Genomic DNA, 18,094 nt, shown 5'->3' on the forward strand with positions numbered 1-18,094 from the left:
GTTTTTATGAAAGTATCAAGAATGCAACGATTATCCATGTACGTAGGGTTAGCTCTCGTATTTGGTAGCACATTGAGTGCTCCTAGTGTATCAGCTGTTGACGCTGGTGAAGCGAAAGAAGCGCATACCATTGTTGTTACGGCGACTCGTAGTGAACAACAGCTTTCAGAAGTGCCAGCTAGTGTAGGCGTAGTAACAGGCGACGATATTCGTGAGCGCCATGCTACGAATATGAACGAAGCCTTGAACATCGTACCGGGCGTAGATATTAATACGTACGGTGGTGGCGTAGGTTACACGAACTCTAATGCATTCCGCATCAATGGGTCTGACCAAGTATTGTATTTGGTAGACGGCATCAATATGGGGGCGGCTGGTGTGAATCCGCCGATGACTATTTTGAAAGATATGTCTAGTATTGATCGCATTGAAGTTCAACGTGGTGCAGGCTCTACATTGTATGGTTCCGGCGCCATCGGTGGTGTAGTAAACGTAATTACTGCAAAACCTGAGCAAGGTGTACAAACTAAGCTTCGCGTGATGGGTGGCAGCAATGATTTAGAGCAATACGCAATTACCAATGAAGGTAGCCAAAACAATTGGTACTGGCGTGTAGGCGTACAAAAAGATATCATTGGCTCCTACAAAGATGGCCATGGTGTGCGTATTCCGCAACATGGTAACAGCCATACTGCATCTTTCATGGTGGGCAATAAAATCAATGATAAGAACGATGTAAAAATATCTTACGACACATATCGTGGTGATGTAATGTACTCCGACCATTTGGGTGCCCTTAACCATATTCGTTATGGTAATGAAGCAAATGACTCCTTGCGTGCGATTTGGAACAACAAAATCAGCAATCGCTGGAGCCATCAATTATACTTGATGAACAATCATTATAAAACAACATATGATGGGTACTTAACGGATGTGAAGACTCGTGGTATTGGTGATCAAGTTACGTATAAAGCAAAAGACCATACTGTAGTAGGCGGCTTTGATTGGAGACAAGATAAGGTGCTTAATATGGGCGGGGTGAAGCTTACGAATACATCTTACTTCATTCAAGATGAATGGAAATTTGCTCCTAAGTGGACTGTAACACCTGGTATCCGCGTTGACCATCATTCCTCCTTCGGTACGCATACATCTCCATCCATCAGCCTTGGCTATGATGTAAATGAGAAGACAAATGTGTATGCTGCGTATAAAGAGTACTTCTTAGCCCCTACACCATACCAATTATTTGATGGCTTCAATGGCAACCGCAATTTGAAACCGGAAACAGGTCATGAATTTGATTTAGGTGTACACCACAAATTCGGTAAAACATGGAATAGTAATCTTAGTTTCTTCAGCCGTAGTACGAAGGATAAAATCGGTTGGGTTATGACAGATCCAGCAAATTTTACAGGCCAATATCGCAATTTTGACACTGAAAAAGCTCGTGGTATCAATGCGGATGTGCGTAAACAATTGACGAACCACTTGTCCGCACGCCTTGGCTATACGTATACTCATATTGATGCGACACCAACTCGCAAAGCAAATCGCGATGGGTATGTGCCAAAACATGCTGTTAATGCAGGCCTTGATTACAACGATGCTAAATGGGATGCTCATTTGGATATCCGCGGTATCATTAATCGTCCTGGCCCTGCAGATAATGTATTCCCACGTAAAACGTACTGGTTGGCGGATATCAGCGCTAACTATCGGGTACGCGAAAATGTTACTATATTTGGTCGTATCAATAATATCTTTGATACATACTATGCAGAACAATCTAGCGTTCGTTGGGGCAACCCTGGTGACTGGTGGCCAGGTCAAGGTCGCAACTTCCGTCTAGGTGTAGAAGTGACTATCTAATAGATATAACTACTGCAATGGCTAATAGATATAACTACTGTAATCGTTCGATTATAAAGCTATACTAATAATTGACAATTACATCATAGTTATTTGTATAGCTTCAAAATGTAATCTATATCATGGTGAAAGAGCCTCTTATGGGGCTCTTTCATTTTTATTATAATTTTTGATGATATATTGAGACCGCACTAAGTACCATGAGAGTTATTTTCAATAACCGATAAATTAGGTATAGGTAAATAAGTATATGTTATAAAACTATAGATTTTCTATAGTAAAAGCTCTATAATATTATGTATCTATCTATAGGTATTCATAGTTTATGTTTTGTGATGTACACATATATTTGCTTGTATAGTAAATGTTTTGTTACTTTCACAGTTATCAAAACCTTCCCATGGAGAAGGTTGATTTTTAGAGGAGTTGGATCGAAATGAAACAACCAGAATTATCGCCGTATATGATGGCTCGCAAGCCGTCTGGCATTCGCCTAGGACAAATTAAATTCTTGGAACGTAAGAACCCACCTATCTTGGTGAATGGTTCTATTGGCAATGTAATGCGTCCTATGCATCCCGCCATGCAGCGTAGGTTGTTTGATTTGGGTGGTGTTAATAGTCCGTTCCACAATGGCATTGTGCCATACGTACCAACTACGGGCACTGATGAATGCCGTGAAGCATTTCTACATATTTTGCGCAGTCAAGGTTTTGATACAACAGGCCTCGATGTACTCGTAACAGACGGTGCATCCATGGCGATGGAAATCATCATGCTCGGCGTATGTGGTGGTGCAGGCGAAGAGGAACGCCCTCTCTTGATGTTCAACCCTTCTTATACAAACTATGATGCAGTAGGTCTTCGCATAGGCCGTAAAACGGTTACTGTAGAGCGGGAGCTTAATGAAAATGGTGAGTTTGAATTGCCGTCCGTAGAGACTGTAGAGAAGCGCATTATCGACACAAAACCTGGTGCGTTGCTCATCATTCCTTATGATAATCCTACAGGTCAATTGTTTAGCAAAGAAACGCTTATTGAATATACAAAATTGTGCGTTAAACATAATTTGTGGATTATCTCTGACGAAGCGTACCGCGAATTGGCTTATGAAAAGGGGAAAGAAACATCTAGTATTTGGGCTTTAACCGATAAAGATGTGCCTGGCATCGAAGGCCGCCGTATTAGCCTTGAAACAGCTAGTAAGGTTTGGAATGCGTGTGGCCTTCGCATTGGAGCTATCATTACGGATAATAAATTATGCTATGAAAAATCTGTTGCGGAATATACGGCAAACCTTAGCGCTAACACCTTGGGCCAATATATCTTTGGCGCTTTGAAGCATGAGTCCTATGCGCAGTTGCACAACTGGTATGAGCAACAACGCGACTACTATCGTCAAATGATCTTTGAGCTCCATAAAGGGTTTAAAGAGGTAGAACCGGATTTTATCGTGTCTCGCCCTGAAGCATCTATTTACTTTGTAATCGACGTGAGAAAGGTGGCAAAACCTGGCTTTGACGGTGTAGAGTTCGCGTCCTGGTGCGCCGAACACGGTGCAGTGAGCCTTGATGATGGTAAGGAATATACACTCCTCATGGCGCCGCTCAATGGTTTCTATAGCGGTAAAAATGGTGATAATAACCCTGGTAAAACACAATTGCGCGTGTCGTTCTGTGAAAATCCAGAACTATTGCGCTTGGCTCCTGAGTTATTATCTAAACTATTCAGAGCTTATGAAGCACAACGAAATGTATAAACGTAAAGAGTGCCATTCCCAAAGGGAGGCACTCTTTTTGCATTGTAAGTTATCATTATGAGTTATAAAGATACTATGTATGGTATAGTATTACATAAAAAAGAGCTATAATATTCAAAATTATAGCTCTTTTCGTTTTTCCCTAGATATGGTAAGTAGGGAAGGGCTTTTATTTACTTTCTTCATCATGATGCGGTCCCTTAGTACGTATTTCGACTGCCAGTTGCTCGCTAGGTATAGAGCTTTCTTCAGTTGATGGATATGAAGTGTCTTCTAAGATAACCGTTTCTAATAATTTGTCAATTTCATCAGACTGGATGGATACTTCTTTGTTGTACCATTCGCCAAATTCGCGAATAACTTCTTCGTTGCGACGGAAATAGGTATATTGGTCGATTTTACGCGATTCTACAAGTTCAGCATTCTCTAAGATGCTCATAAATGTAGAAATAGAAGATTGCGATACACCGCAGCGCTTTTGGATACTCTTAACGCTCACACTATATGGAAAGTCGATAAGCGTATTGGCGTGTACTTGTACACCGAATTCTTTTTCCGGGTGTTTTAGCCACAATATAATATCTAACCGATGCGGATTGGATAATGCTTTCAAGATTTTTAACGGGTCCATAGGGCCTCCTCTTAATTAAAAAATAACGAGTTCCCAACCTTGACCGTGGACTTGCATTATGCGGTCGTATTATACGCGTCTTGCTCCGTATAGGGTTTTTGCTACCTTTATCATACGCTACTTTTACCGTGAAAGCTAGACTTACTTATAAATTTCACGAATTGATGAATTTTATTGCACTTATTTAGAAGGGAAAGTATACATTAGTATTAATATATAATGAGTATATATACAACCTGTAGAGACTTTTATAATATATTTCTGAAAAATATAGAATATATTCATCTTTCTGTGATAATTTTTAAAGGTATTTTGGTTCTAAATAGAGAAATATATATACTATATGAACTTATGTAAGTCTAAGCTTTCATTTAAAGGAGCTGAGTATATGGCAATTGATCGCAATGAAATATTTGATGTTATCGTTGTTGGCGCAGGGCCAGCGGGTTCTGCGGCAGCATTACGCTTAGCGGAGCAGAGGGTAAAAGTTTTACTTATCGAACGTGGAACCGCACCAGGTGCTAAAAATATGATGGGTGGACGCATCTATACACATTCTTTGGAGCGTCTTGTACCGGACTTTAGAGACCGTGCGCCGTTGGAACGAAAGGTAACAAAAGAGCGCATTTCTATAGGCACAGGTAATGAAATGACTACCATCGAGTATAGTTACGAAGATGGTGAACCTAATGAAGAATCCTACGTAGTATTGCGTGCTAAATTTGATAAATGGCTAGCAGAAGAGGCAGAGAAAAAAGGGGCTCTCCTCGTATCTAATGTACAGGTAACAGAGCTTATTACCGAAGGCGAAGGAAAACATCGCCGCGTAATAGGGGTTCGTTGTCACGATGACGAAGTATATGCAAAACTAGTTGTCATCGCAGAAGGTTCTAATACATTATTATTGGAACAGGCTGGTCTTACAGGTCCTACAGATCCAAGAACAATGGCTGTAGGGGTAAAAGAGGTATATAAACTCAAAAAAGAGGATCTTGAAAATCGCCTTATGCTATCTGGCGATGAGGGGATGGCGTGGCTTACATTGGGCGATATGACCGATGGCCTATTAGGTGGTGGCTTTATTTATACGAATAAAGACAGCCTTTCCGTAGGTATGGTTGTAGGCCTTGAAGATATCGGCAAAGCTACTAAATCGGTAGATGATATGCTGTTAGCTTTCACAAACCATCCAAGAATCGCACCACTATTAAAAAATGGTCAATTGAAGGAGCATAGTGCGCATCTCGTGCCAGAAGGCGGATTTAAAGCGCTGCCTAAGTTGGGCGGTAATGGGTATGTTATCGTCGGTGATGCGGCGCGCATGTGTATGAACCTGGGGTATACCATTCGTGGGATGGACCTCGCCATCGAATCTGGTATGTGTGCAGCGGATGCGGTTAACGTAGCCTTGCGCGATGAGAACATGGAGCGCGTTGCTAAATTGTATGAACGTCAAATCAAGAATTCTTGGCTATATAAGGACATGAAACTTTATAAAAATATGCCTGCCTTCCTCGCATCCAACCCTCGTATATTCAAAGAGTATCCAGCTCTTGTGAATAATGTGATGCGCGATGTATTCACTGTAAACGGTGATGGGGCAGTACCAATGATGAAAAAATTGATGAGTAGTGTAAGTGATGTAGGTTTAGTTACCTTGATTCGTGATGCTTGGAAAGGGGTGCGTTCCCTATGAAATTAGAAGAGCGCTTGGGCGCCAATAAATACTATGTAGATGAAACGTCTCCTCATATCATTGTGGATGGCGCCGGCTTTGGTCTGGAAGAGAAAATGAAACTCGTAAATGGCTGTCCTGCCGGTCTATATACATTACAAGAGAATGGCGATTTAGCCTTTGATTTCGCTGGTTGCCTTGAATGCGGTACCTGTCGTGTTCTCTGTGGCGAAACCATCGTAAAAACTTGGAAATATCCGCGTAACGCTAAGGGCGTAGAATTTAGACAGGGGTGAGTGTATGGAGTTATTAGTATGTATCAAACAGGTTCCAGATACATCTGAGATTAAGCTGGATCCAGAAACGAATAATCTCATCCGCACAGGTCTGCCTAGTATTGTAAACCCTTATGATATGCATGCGTTAGAGGCAGCTCTTGCAGTAAAAGACCAATATGAAGGTAGCCGTGTAACCGTTGTCACTATGGGGCCTCCACAAGCCGAGGCGGCACTGCGCGAGTGTTTATCCCTCGGTGCAGATGATGCGGTGCTCATTACAGATCGTGCTTTTGGCGGCGCTGATACATTGGCGACAAGCTATACAATTGCCTCTGCCATTCGTCATATTCAACGTACCATGAATCGCGAGTTCCAAATCATTTTCTGCGGCAAGCAGGCTATCGATGGTGATACGGCTCAGGTAGGGCCTCAAATTGCTGAGGAATTGGGCATGGCGCAAGCTACCTATGCTTGTGAATTATCCGTAGACCAAGCAGCTCAAAAGGCGATTGTGAAACGAGAACATGAAAATGGTTATGAAATTGTGGAAGTTCCTTTGCCTCTATTGGTAACGGCTACGGCTGAACTCAATGAGCCTCGCCAACCCGGTCTTTGGAGCTCAATTTACGCCAAACGGTATACAATTACGCATATTACATTGCGAGATATGCCGCATATTGATGAAAGCCGTATTGGTCTCAATGGCTCTCCTACACGTGTGCGCAAGGTATACCAACCACCGCTTCGGGGCAAGGTAGAAATGCTTTCATCTGTGGACGAAGGGGCTAAGAAAATTCTTGAATTGGCTTATAATATCAAGCCAGAAAAGTTTTCTCATCTATTAGTGCCCAGCGAAGAACTGGTTGAAGAGCCTGTAGATACCAATGATGAGGGCGTAGATGTAAAAGATCCTGTGCAGCGGGCTGCCTCTGTTGAAAGTGTATCCTCCAGTGAGTTTAAGGTTTTAGCAGCTGTTAAAGGTGAAGAAGGTTCCAAAGGAGGTGATCGATAATGGGAGTGACAAATTTTGATGAATATAGAGACGTCTTTGTCGTAGCGGATACCATCGATGACGTAGTACATCCGGTTACGTACGAACTTATCGGTCAAGCTCGCCGTATTGCTAAGGAATTGGGACAACTCGTTCAAGTTATGCTGCTTGGTGAGAATGTTCAATCCGAGGCGGAGGAACTTGTGGCACATGGTGCGGATATTGTTCACGTTTTTGAAAGCCCTCTTTTGAAATACTATACAACAGATGGCTATACAAAGGTTTTGACGGACTTCTTTGAAGACCATAAGCCTAATATCCTTTTGATAGGTGCAACAAATAATGGTCGTGACCTAGCACCTCGTATGTCTGGTCGCATGAAAAACGGCGTCGTAGCTGACTGTACCATTTTGACAGTAGATACTGAGGAAGGCCTTGTAGAATGGACACGCCCTGCCTTGGGGGGGAATATTTTAGCTGAAATTATTTCCCCAAATCATCGCCCACAAATGGGTTCTGTCCGTCCTAATGTATTTAAGAAGCCGGAACGCATTGCAGATAGCTGGGGCCGCATTCAAATTGAACCATTCGACCTTAAACCTGAAGATATTCGCATGAAGCGTCTTGATTTCATTCCGTTCAGCAAAGCTGGGTACAACATTCAAGAAGCGGATATCATTGTGGCCGGTGGTCGTGGCATGGGGTCTAAAGAAAACTTTGATAAGCTTTACGAACTTGCCGATGCTATCGGCGGCGTTGTAGGTGCTACACGTCCTCTTGTTGAAAAGGGTTGGATTGAATTGCCATACCAAGTAGGCCAAACAGGTAAAACGGTAAGCCCTAAACTATACTTGGCATTCGGTATCTCCGGTGCTATTCAACACGTGAGCGGTATCTCCGGGGCTGACACAATCGTGGCTATCAACAACGATCCAAATGCAGAAATCTTCCAACACGCTAACTATGGGATTGTGGGGGATTGCATGGAAGTGTTAAATGATATGTTGGCGCATTTGAAATAAAAGACGTAGTATTTGAGCTCTACTTATCAGACTAAATAAGACATAGGGATACCTATCCTCAGCCTTCATGGGTACGCGTAGCGCCCAAGGCGGCTTCGAATAGGCATCCCTATTTGTCTTACTGCTGCTGTAGAGCTCAAATATTAGTGTATTATAAACAAATGCTCCGACATATTATTTATACAAAGGGAAAGTCGTTTTCAGAACGGTAATCCTTTTTCATTTCTATGCGTTTTACCTTAAAATGCGTCAATATGTCATTTTGGGGAGTAGGAGAGTGTGGTACGCGTAGTGGACTAGAGTCCATTACATATTAAAGTGGTATAATTAGGGTATAGATATAGTTCGGATTGATAAGGAGGTTTTTATGGCTCGTAATGTTTTTGTTACTGGTGCAACGTCTGGTATTGGTCTTTGTATTGCCGAGGCGTATGCAAAGTATGGCGATAATGTTTTGATTTCCGGCCGTCGTGCTGAGGTGTTGGCTGAGGTGCAGGCTCGTTTGTCTAAGGAGTATGGCGTGCGCGTTGAGACTTTGGTTCTTGATGTGCGTAGTCGTGAGGATGTTGAAAGCAAGGTTCCAGCAGCAATTGAGGCTTTTGGTGGCGTTGATGTCCTCGTAAATAACGCAGGTCTTGCACAAGGCTTGGATCCTTTCCAAGATAGTACTGTCGATGATGCGGTGACTATGATCGATACGAATGTGAAAGGTCTTTTATATGTAACAAAAGCCGTACTACCTTATATGATCGATAAAAATGCAGGTCATATTGTGAATATGGGATCTACTGCTGGTATTTATGCATATCCAGGAGGCGCTGTTTACTGCGCTACAAAGGCCGCCGTTAAGATGTTGAGCGACGGTATTCGGATGGATACGATTGCAACGGATATTAAGGTCACAACCATTCAACCGGGCATTGTAGAGACTCCATTTAGTGAAGTCCGCTTTCACGGTGATGCGGAAAGAGCTAAAGCCGTCTATGCAGGCATCGATGCCATCCAACCTGAGGATGTGGCGGACGTTGTGCTATACGTAACAAACCAACCTAAACGCTTGCAAATTTCTGATGTCACAATTATGGCTAACCAACAAGCAGCTGGGTTTATGGTGCATAAGAAATAAGACATCCTATGATTTAATGTGAAAGCTGAGTAAAGGACTCGTATGTTAACTAAGGAGGCATAGCAAGTGCAATAAAGCCAGATACTCTTATTTATAAAGGAAAGGCAAAAAAATGAAAAAATATATCGTTATTACAGGAGCAAGTTCAGGCATAGGAGCAGCTACGGCAAAAGCTTTTGCACGTCGTGGAGAAAATTTGATCGTTATTGCACGAAGAGCAGAACTATTAGAGAATTTGAAAGATGAGATTGCTAATATTTCACCTGATACAGACGTTATTGTAAAACCTTGTGATCTTTCGCGTAGCGAAAATGTTTTAGCGCTTTGGGATGACCTTAAAAGCTATGAGTTAAAGGCACTTATTAATAATGCAGGCTTTGGTGATTTTGGATTCATGGGCAATCATGATATTCAAAAAATGGTAAAAATGATAGATTTAAATGTAACTGCACTTGCGATACTTTCCAGTTTATTCGTGCGAGATTATAAATGTAAACAAACACAGTTGATAAATGTTTCCTCCGTGGGTGGATATTTTTTAGCGCCCGGAGTAGTACCATATTGTGGAACGAAATTTTTTGTAAGTGCTTTCACAGAGGGCTTATATCATGAGCTTGCACAGGATGTAGATGCTAAAATGCAGGCTAAAATCTTAGCGCCTGCTGCTACTAAAAGCGAGTTCTGCGATGTAGCTTCAGGTAAAAGCGGATTTGATTACGATGCTTCATTTGAAAAGTATCATAGCAGTGAACAGACCGCAGATTTTTTGCTCACCCTTTATGATAGTGATGCATGTGTTGGTGAGGTGGATTTAACTAGCTTTGAGTTTAAGCTCAGCGGACCAAAATTTAATTACCTAGCTGCTGCCAAATAGTAGATAGGGATGGATTATATATAGACATAGATACTTCTTGTTAGCGCCTTACTATCCATTTTGAATATATGTTTGTATAGTAGCTAATATAGAACTCAGGATTTTATATGAGAAACAACTACTTGAAATTCCCTATCATTTAGGGTATAATTATAAAATAAGTTTTGATAAAGAATATTTTGTAAAATATATTTATAAATTATAATATTCTTAATACATGTGTTGTGTTTGTACAGATGTATATGTAAAAGAGCGGAGATTATAATCATGTTGAAGAAATTTGTATTGATGGCAGTTGCCTGTGCATGTGTAGGTTCTTATACTGTTGCTGGTGCTCAAGGTACTTTTGATGTAAAACCAGATCAACCTAAATCTGTGGTAGCGCAACAAGAAGCGCCAATGGTTGGTATGCCAAGCCCATTTCATGAGTTTTCTACTGTAGATGAAGCGGCTAGATATATGAACATTATACCTCAAATGCCTAAGGTATTACCTGTAGGTTACAATATTGAATCTGTAAGTACTATTGATAAGGATGTATTGCAAGTGGTTTATGTTTACCAAGCTGGTGAAGATGCTACTCGTAATCAAGCTGCAGGCAAACGCATCGTCCATCGCATAGCCAATGAAATAAAAGAAGATATCAGCGGCGATTATAACGATTTTCGTGTAACAGCTAATGAAAAAGTAAACGGCACAAAGGTTGTTTTCAAAGGCGGTAATAAAATGGTATATCTCATAGGTTGGACAAAAGACGGACAAACTCATGGGATGTACTTCGAACGCCCTGTAACTCGTGACATGGCTAAAGCGATCGTTGCTAATACAGTAGCTCCAAAACAACATACAAAATAATATAAAAGTCCAGGCCTAATGGGATAGGCATGCGAGCTGTGGTGAAGCACTCGCATGGACACTGTAAGGGTTTTATATGGAACGGCTCCTCATATGAGGGGCCGTTTTTGTTGCTATGCAAAACTTTCATAATGATAATGATTCTAAATACCCATATGGGTATATCTATCTAAGTATTACGTTGATAGAATGTAAATATAGCTATTTTGTGATAAAGAAGGCAGGTGATGTGTTGTATCGATTAATACTACAGCGTTTAGCGAGTATTGTAGGTATTTTATTGGTGGTTACTATCGGTACATTTGTATTGATAAAATTATCTCCTATCGACCCCGTGTCGATGAAGTTTAATCTTGTAGGGGCTACACCAGATCCAGTTGTGGTTGCACAAATACGAGAGCAGTTAGGCCTAAACGACCCGTGGTGGCAGCAATATGTACGCTGGCTGGGCCAACTGGTGCGAGGCGACTTTGGTGAGTCTATACTTTATGCAGTACCTGTGGCCACGTTGTTGAAAGGGGCCCTACCAAATACATTGGGGCTCGTATCTTTAGCTCTTGTTATGGGGATAGTGGTGACCATACCGCTCGGTATGTTATCTGCAAAGTATCAAGACTCATGGATTGATCATGGGGTTCGTCTCGTTACATTTCTAGCATTAGCAATCCCTGGGTTCTGGGTCGGTTTATTATTACTGTACTTATTTGGTGTTAAATTACAGCTAGTGTCGATAACGAATACCAATGGCTTTTCTGCCTATGTATTGCCCGCGGTAACCCTTGCTTTATGGATATGTGGTCTCTACATTCGTCGATTGCGCAATGCTATTTTAGAAGTGTCGCGACAGCCCTTTGTACAGGGGGCGCGAGCATTGGGCTTGCCAGAATGGATGGTCTACACCCGTTACATATTCCCTCATGTGGGACTTATGTTGTTGCCTATGATGGGGGTAACTATGGGCGCTATGCTAGGTGGCTCTGCCGTTATTGAAACGGTATTCTCTATAAAAGGTATTGGTTACATGATGGTACAAGGCATTATGGCTCGCGATTATGTATTGATGCAAGGTTATATCATCTGGATTACCTTGGTGTTTATCGTGATAAATATCATCATTGATGTATTGAGTGTTTGGCTGAATCCGAAGCGAAGAGCCGCTATAAAAGGAGGCTCTTATGAATAGACAAAAGCCCTATACTTTATACGCTATGTTAGTATTAGCAGCTCTGTGGATCGTATTTTTCTTATGTGCTCCCTATATAGCACCCTTTGATCCTGAAACGACGAGTATCGCGGACCGCTTACAAGACATTAGTAGTACCCATCTATTAGGTACTGACCAACTCGGTCGTGATGTGTGGTCTCGTATTCTGTACGGTGGTAAAGCCTCTTTAGGGATTGCTTTCACCATCATTGGCATTAGTGGGGCCATCGGTATCGCTATTGGTGGGTTAGCAGGATTCTCTACACCTAGCATTGACCGTTGGTTATCTCGCTTGATTGATTTGGTACTAGGGTTCCCGAACATGGTGATTGCCATTGCTTTCATCGGTATTATGGGACCTAGCATAACGAATGTAATCATTTCCTTGTGCATTACGAAATGGGCGGAATATGCCCGTATCACTAGAGGCCTCGTACAGATTGAACGCCACGCGGAGTACATTACCTTTGCTCGTATGTCAGGTGCTTCAAATCTACGAATTCTGTGGCGCTATATTCTGCCGAATGTATTGCCACCGTTGGTGATCGTTATTATTCAACATTTAGGGGACGCCATCATTTTGGTAGCCAGTTTTTCGCTCATCGGCATCGGTGTACAACCGCCGGATCCGGAGTGGGGCGCGATCCTGTTGAGTTCCCGAGATTTTCTACAAACGGCACCGTGGCTGCTAATTTACCCAGGGCTCGCTATTTTTATTACCGTTGTTTTATTTAACTATATTGGTGATGCGTTGCGCGATGCCCTTGATGTATCTCGTTAACCGTGCTGTGTATAGATTTTTTATGGTGAAAGCCTCGACGAGGCAATGTATTTTAAAGGAGATATTATGAAACGTTGGTTGTTAGCATGTTTGTCCATGCTATGTATGGTGGCTCTCTTGGTCGGCTGTGGCAATGATACTGCTAAAGATGGCAAACAAGGGAAGCATATGAATGTTGGTTTGTATTGGTTTGGTGAAACATTAGACCCAACTCACGAATGGGACGCGTGGACATTGACGCGTATCGGCGCTGGTGAAACATTGGCAACGGTAACACCAGATATGAAATTTACTCCACAATTGGCAGACTCCTGGGAAAATGTGGACCCTACAACATGGAAATTCCACATCCGTGAAAACGTAAAATTCCACAATGGTACTCCGATGACGCCTCAAAAGGTAAAAGAGTCCATTGAGTATACGATGAAACAAAGTGCTCGTTCCGCTAAAGCTGTTAAAATTGAGTCCATCACAGTAGATGGTCAAAACTTGATTATTAAAACTACAGAGCCTAATGGTTCTTTGTTGTCCAGTTTGACTGAACCTGCTTTCGTTATCATGGATACTGCAGATCTTAAAGACGTAGCATCTAAACCAGTTCTTACAGGCCCTTATAAAATCACTGCTTTCAAAAAAGGTGAAACAATTGAACTCGCAGCCTTCGCAGATTACTGGGGTGGCAAACCAGGTCTTGATACTGTAACTGTAAAAGACATCGAAGACAATAACAAACGCGCTATGGCGTTGCAATCTAAAGACGTAGACGTAATTCAAAAAGTGGACTCTGCTAACCGCAGCTTGTTCAAAGACGGTTTTAATATTCAAGACGTTGCTGGCGTTCGTGTGTTTATGTTGAAAGCAAACCACACAGAAGCATCTCCATTGCATGATAAAGCTGTGCGTTCCGCTATTGCTCATATCATTAACTATGATTCCATGGCTAAAATCATCGGCAATGGCTCTACACCAGGGGCGGCACCATTCCCTCCATCTGCCAATTTAGGTTATGATGCGATTGCTAATAAACCGATGACAGATGTGGCGAAAGCTGACCAAATCTTGACTCAAGCTGGTTACGCTAAGAATGCAAACGGCATGTATGCAAAAGATGGCAAAGAATTAGCGATTACTATTGCTATTTGGGGTAAAGACACAAGCTTATACGAAGAAATCCAACAAGAATTGAAAAAAGCTGGTATTGCTGTAACTCTTAAGAAATTACAAAGCCCTGATGAAGTAGATACACTTGGTACAGATGGTTTTGATTTAGTAGAACGCAATGTAGTGACTATGTCTACAAACGATCCTTACTGGTTCCTCAGCTTATTCTACAAAACTGGTGCGAAAGCAAACGTTGGCGGCTACACTAATTCTCAAGTAGATGCGTTAATCGACCAATTGTCTGTAACATTTGATCAAAACGAACGCTCTAATATTGCAAAACAAGCGCAACAAATCTTAGTTGATGACGTGGCAGATATCTACTTGTTATATCCAAGTGCAACAGTTGTATCTACTACAAAAGTTAAAAATGTACCAGTACATCCTATCGATTACTACTTATTAACAAAGGATTCTACTATTGAATAAATCTGATTGTATCGTATTTGATAAGGTTACAATTTCATATGGTGCGGAGCAAGCGGTACGCGATGTATCCTTCTCCGTGCCCAATGGTGAGGTCTTTGCCATCGTTGGTGAAAGCGGATCTGGTAAATCTACGTTAGTTCGTGCCGCCTTTGGCATGTTCAAACAAGCTACCATTAGCGGCCAAATTTTACTAAACGGAACCGATGTTTCTACATTGAGTGATGGTGATTGGCGACAATTGCGGGGCACGAAGATTTCTATGATCTTTCAAAATCCCAGCGCCTATCTAAATCCAAATCGCACCGTAGAAAATCACTTTAAGGATTTGTTCTGTGCTCATGATGAAAGCTATGATGTAAGCCGCGTTATAGATATGCTTAATCTTGTTCACTTAACCGACGGAGAGCGTATCTTGCAGTCCTATCCGTTTCAATTGAGCGGTGGCATGCAGCAGCGATTGGCAATAGCTTTAAGCCTTATCTTGAAGCCGAGCATCGTATTTGCTGATGAACCAACTAGTGCCTTAGATATGCTGGTGCAAGCCTCTGTATTGGACCTTATGAAAGAGGTAACACAAGCCCTTGGTGCAACAGTGATTATCGTAACGCATAACATCAAGGCGGCGGCGCGCATTGCCAATAGTATTGGCGTTATGAATAAGGGACAGCTCGTTGAAGTAGGCTCCACCGAAGAGGTTATGGCATTCCCAAAAGATGAGTATACTCGTATTTTGTTAGATTCTGTAATGAAAGTGGTGTAGTATGATTCAACTCGAGAATATCTGTAAACAATATACAAACCACAATCATACGGTTCGTGCTGTTGATGATATATCTTTTTCTGTAGCGGAGAATGAACGGGTAGGTATTGCTGGTGGTAGTGGTTCTGGTAAAAGTACATTGCTTAGGATAATTGCCCTGCTAGAAAAACCTACATCTGGCACCTTGCGACTCTTTGGTGAGGATATCCATTCCATTCAAAATCATACAGAAATATATCGCTCTATGCAGATGATGTTCCAAAATCCCTTGGCGGTGATTCCGCCTAGAATGAACTTAGAAGCATTTCTCTTAGAGCCGTATATCAACTATGGGCTTATGGATGTGGCGTCAGCAAAGGACGATATCCGTAAATGGATGCAACGAGTAGACTTGCCAGAAAATACGGTGTATAAATACCCTCACGAAGTCAGCGGTGGTCAGTTACAACGTGTCGTATTGGCACGGATCATGTTGATGAACCCCAAGCTAGTACTCTTTGACGAACCTACATCAGCCCTTGATGCGGTGAATCAAAAACTAGTGTTAGACCTATTACAAAAACTCCATTCGGAACAACCCTTCGGCTACGTATTCGTCAGCCATGATATTGGCCTGTTACAAGCCGTAACAGATCGAATCATCGTTATGAAAGATGGGCAAATCGTAGAAACTATCGAATCAAAACGACTTAAAGAAGCGGTACACCCATATACAAAATCACTTGTGGAAGCGAGTGAGTAGAAAAAAAGCCCCTATGCTTTGATATGTCCCCCCCTTACTGGTTGTCCAGTAAAGGGGGACATATCACAATAAAGGGTCTTTTTATTTAAGTAGATTAAGATAAAATTGTTGGTATCAATAAATTAGTTGTATTGATAGAGGAGTTTATATAAAAGGGGAGAATAATAAATAATATAAGTTAAATTGTTGTTGGAGAGATTATATTGTTAGGAGAATATATGATGGAGCTGATAGATGAGTTCTTAGCGGTGTTGAGGGAGTCATTAGATATGTTGCATAATAATGATCAGTATTTAATAAATTATGAGGCTGATGAACCGGTGAAGAATGATGAACATGTTAGTGAACTATCTATTTCACATAAACTTAGTCATTATTTGGAGTTGTTTGTTACTGAATATCATGTAGATTGTGAATATAATCGAAATGTAGCTGATAAAAAAAGTATGGGGGAGAGTCGTATTAGACCAGATATTATTATTCATAAACGTGGCAATAATGAGAAAAATTTTGTTGTTATAAAGATAAAGCCTTGGTGGAACCGTGATGATGTGATAAAAGATGAGGATAAGCTAGCATATTTGACAAACCAGGATAATGAATTTAAATATAAATACGGATTGAGTTTAATTATTGAGCAAAGTAGATTAGACGATAAAGCTAAAATTTATGAAAATGGTGAAGCTCAAGGTGATTATATAAGGGTATAAATAAGTTAACATATAGAAAGAGGCTCCTTTTAAGGAGCCTCTTTCTATTCATTTATATTATTCAAGTTCCGCTTTCAAATCAATTATGTTTTTAGCAGCTACGCATGCATCACAGTCACAGAATTTGGCGCCTTCAGCTTTGATGTCTTTAGCGTGTTGTAATAGGTTAGCTGCGCTTTCTGCACCAAGGATTTGTGTAGCGAGTTCAGAGCCAGCAAAGCCAATTGTTTCGTCGATAAGTGCAATATTTTGTTCTGCTACAGATACGAGTTGTTTCGTGAGTTCTTCTTGTTTAGGTGTACCTTCTGCATTAATCCAAGATTGAGCGAATTCCTTTACTGTTTCATTGCTTGTAGGTGCATCTAATAAAGCTTGTACGAGTTGTGTTAATTGTGTATGTGTCATGATAATCTCCTTAATATAACTAGTAAATATGAGTTTCGAAAGATGCACTTACTATCATAGGAACACCTGTTCATTTTTATAAGTTCATTATAGCACTTACAATAATTTTGAATAGTAGAATGATTTGCGATAGATACTATCAAATAGGATAGATTTATGATAATAACTGGTATAAATTTTTTGGGGAATAGAAAAGAGGAATGCTTTCACATTCCTCTTAAGCTTAGTTAGAATAAATCTGAGTGGCTACCCGTGCGAGTTAAAGATAATACTAATATGTCATCTTTAATTGCATAAATTAGAAGCCAATCTGGCTCGATATGTAACTCTCTAAAGCCTTCGTAGTTTCCTGTTAATGGATGATCTTTATAACCAGGATCTAATAGCGTTTGATTCTGTAATTTATTGATGATTGAATAGAGTTTATTGAGATCTTTACCGCGTTTTTTTGAGCGCTTTAGGTCCTTTTTGAACTTACTGCTAAGCACTAATCTCAACATAACTGATTACTCCAATCCTAAATCCTCAATCATTTCTTTTACATTAGCATATGATTTTGCTTTTACTTTTCCTGCCAATATATCTTTCGTTTCTTGAATAGCAGCTTCTGTTTCTGCATTATAACGAGGTTGTTTAGGTTGAAATGGAAATCCGCCTTCCATTAGTGATGTGTGGAGAAAAATATTAATCGCATCAGTTACGGATATGCCAAAGCTAGCATATAGTGCTTCTAATTGTGCTTTTACAGCTGGCTCGATACGCAAACTGATAGAGGCTGTTTTTGCCATAGTATCACCTCCTGTTACTTCTATTGTA

19 protein-coding genes are annotated in these 18,094 nt (G+C 41.0%); 15 read left to right on the forward strand and 4 right to left on the reverse strand.

What is annotated here, in order from left to right; all coding sequences use genetic code 11:
• Positions 1-6 precede the first annotated feature (6 nt).
• Together HMPREF0873_RS06740 and HMPREF0873_RS06745 are read left to right on the forward strand one after the other, a co-directional pair.
• Positions 7-1,875 carry a TonB-dependent siderophore receptor gene (locus HMPREF0873_RS06740; protein WP_038125731.1) on the forward strand — a complete coding sequence of 623 codons (1,869 nt, stop codon included), beginning with the start codon at positions 7-9 and terminating at the stop codon, positions 1,873-1,875.
• Between the two features lie 436 nt (positions 1,876-2,311).
• Positions 2,312-3,634, forward strand: a complete 1,323-nt coding sequence (locus HMPREF0873_RS06745) for a pyridoxal phosphate-dependent aminotransferase (protein ID WP_008603324.1) — start codon at positions 2,312-2,314, stop codon at positions 3,632-3,634.
• Between the two features lie 169 nt (positions 3,635-3,803).
• On the opposite strand, the gene HMPREF0873_RS06750 is transcribed toward HMPREF0873_RS06745, so the two are convergent.
• On the reverse strand, positions 3,804-4,265 hold the full coding sequence (locus HMPREF0873_RS06750) for a helix-turn-helix transcriptional regulator (RefSeq protein ID WP_008715114.1): 462 nt from the start codon (positions 4,263-4,265) through the stop codon (positions 3,804-3,806).
• 388 nt (positions 4,266-4,653) lie between these two features.
• Here HMPREF0873_RS06750 and HMPREF0873_RS06755 point away from each other — a divergent pair, with 388 nt between their 5' ends.
• The 13 genes from HMPREF0873_RS06755 to HMPREF0873_RS06815 all read left to right on the forward strand — a co-directional run bounded on the left by HMPREF0873_RS06755 (position 4,654) and on the right by HMPREF0873_RS06815 (position 16,873).
• A complete protein-coding gene (locus HMPREF0873_RS06755; RefSeq protein ID WP_008715116.1) occupies positions 4,654-5,961 on the forward strand; it encodes an FAD-dependent oxidoreductase in 1,308 nt (435 codons plus the stop codon).
• Complete coding sequence (locus tag HMPREF0873_RS06760; RefSeq protein ID WP_008715118.1) at positions 5,958-6,236, forward strand: ferredoxin family protein; 279 nt, start codon at positions 5,958-5,960, stop codon at positions 6,234-6,236. The genes HMPREF0873_RS06755 and HMPREF0873_RS06760 overlap by 4 nt, the downstream gene beginning before the upstream one ends.
• A 4-nt stretch (positions 6,237-6,240) precedes the next feature.
• Positions 6,241-7,230, forward strand: a complete 990-nt coding sequence (locus HMPREF0873_RS06765; RefSeq protein WP_038125732.1) for an electron transfer flavoprotein subunit beta/FixA family protein — start codon at positions 6,241-6,243, stop codon at positions 7,228-7,230.
• Entirely contained in the window at positions 7,230-8,231 is a 1,002-nt protein-coding gene (locus tag HMPREF0873_RS06770; protein ID WP_024061032.1) for an electron transfer flavoprotein subunit alpha/FixB family protein, read from the forward strand. The genes HMPREF0873_RS06765 and HMPREF0873_RS06770 overlap by 1 nt, the downstream gene beginning before the upstream one ends.
• Positions 8,232-8,598: 367 nt before the next feature.
• A complete protein-coding gene (locus tag HMPREF0873_RS06775) occupies positions 8,599-9,357 on the forward strand; it encodes an SDR family NAD(P)-dependent oxidoreductase (RefSeq protein ID WP_004694327.1) in 759 nt (252 codons plus the stop codon).
• 112 nt (positions 9,358-9,469) lie between these two features.
• The gene (locus tag HMPREF0873_RS06780) at positions 9,470-10,231 is read left to right on the forward strand and encodes an SDR family oxidoreductase (RefSeq protein WP_008715120.1); all 762 of its coding nucleotides are present in this window, start codon (positions 9,470-9,472) and stop codon (positions 10,229-10,231) included.
• A gap of 267 nt (positions 10,232-10,498) precedes the next feature.
• Positions 10,499-11,086 carry a hypothetical protein gene (locus HMPREF0873_RS06785; protein ID WP_038125734.1) on the forward strand — a complete coding sequence of 196 codons (588 nt, stop codon included), beginning with the start codon at positions 10,499-10,501 and terminating at the stop codon, positions 11,084-11,086.
• 232 nt (positions 11,087-11,318) lie between these two features.
• Entirely contained in the window at positions 11,319-12,269 is a 951-nt protein-coding gene (locus HMPREF0873_RS06790) for an ABC transporter permease (protein ID WP_038125842.1), read from the forward strand.
• The gene (locus tag HMPREF0873_RS06795) at positions 12,262-13,071 is read left to right on the forward strand and encodes an ABC transporter permease (protein WP_008715125.1); all 810 of its coding nucleotides are present in this window, start codon (positions 12,262-12,264) and stop codon (positions 13,069-13,071) included. The genes HMPREF0873_RS06790 and HMPREF0873_RS06795 overlap by 8 nt, the downstream gene beginning before the upstream one ends.
• 66 nt (positions 13,072-13,137) lie before the next feature.
• Complete coding sequence (locus HMPREF0873_RS06800; RefSeq protein WP_038125735.1) at positions 13,138-14,661, forward strand: ABC transporter substrate-binding protein; 1,524 nt, start codon at positions 13,138-13,140, stop codon at positions 14,659-14,661.
• On the forward strand, positions 14,654-15,421 hold the full coding sequence (locus HMPREF0873_RS06805) for an ABC transporter ATP-binding protein (RefSeq protein WP_038125736.1): 768 nt from the start codon (positions 14,654-14,656) through the stop codon (positions 15,419-15,421). Before HMPREF0873_RS06800 ends, HMPREF0873_RS06805 begins: the two co-directional genes overlap by 8 nt.
• Position 15,422: 1 nt before the next feature.
• The gene (locus tag HMPREF0873_RS06810; protein WP_038125737.1) at positions 15,423-16,163 is read left to right on the forward strand and encodes an ABC transporter ATP-binding protein; all 741 of its coding nucleotides are present in this window, start codon (positions 15,423-15,425) and stop codon (positions 16,161-16,163) included.
• 218 nt (positions 16,164-16,381) lie between these two features.
• Complete coding sequence (locus tag HMPREF0873_RS06815; RefSeq protein ID WP_232192017.1) at positions 16,382-16,873, forward strand: hypothetical protein; 492 nt, start codon at positions 16,382-16,384, stop codon at positions 16,871-16,873.
• 57 nt (positions 16,874-16,930) lie between these two features.
• On the opposite strand, the gene HMPREF0873_RS06820 is transcribed toward HMPREF0873_RS06815, so the two are convergent.
• The 3 genes from HMPREF0873_RS06820 to HMPREF0873_RS06830 form a co-directional block, all read right to left on the reverse strand.
• Positions 16,931-17,278 (reverse strand): hypothetical protein, encoded by a 348-nt coding sequence (locus HMPREF0873_RS06820; RefSeq protein WP_008715128.1) that lies wholly within the window; start codon positions 17,276-17,278, stop codon positions 16,931-16,933.
• Between the two features lie 227 nt (positions 17,279-17,505).
• On the reverse strand, positions 17,506-17,778 hold the full coding sequence (locus HMPREF0873_RS06825) for a type II toxin-antitoxin system YafQ family toxin (RefSeq protein ID WP_008603303.1): 273 nt from the start codon (positions 17,776-17,778) through the stop codon (positions 17,506-17,508).
• Between the two features lie 6 nt (positions 17,779-17,784).
• Positions 17,785-18,066, reverse strand: coding sequence for a type II toxin-antitoxin system RelB/DinJ family antitoxin (locus HMPREF0873_RS06830; RefSeq protein ID WP_004697933.1), 282 nt, complete (start codon positions 18,064-18,066; stop codon positions 17,785-17,787).
• Between the last annotated feature and the right edge of the window lie 28 nt (positions 18,067-18,094).

It is taken from the genome of Veillonella sp. 3_1_44 (genome assembly GCF_000163715.1).
Lineage (GTDB): Bacteria > Bacillota > Negativicutes > Veillonellales > Veillonellaceae > Veillonella > Veillonella parvula_A.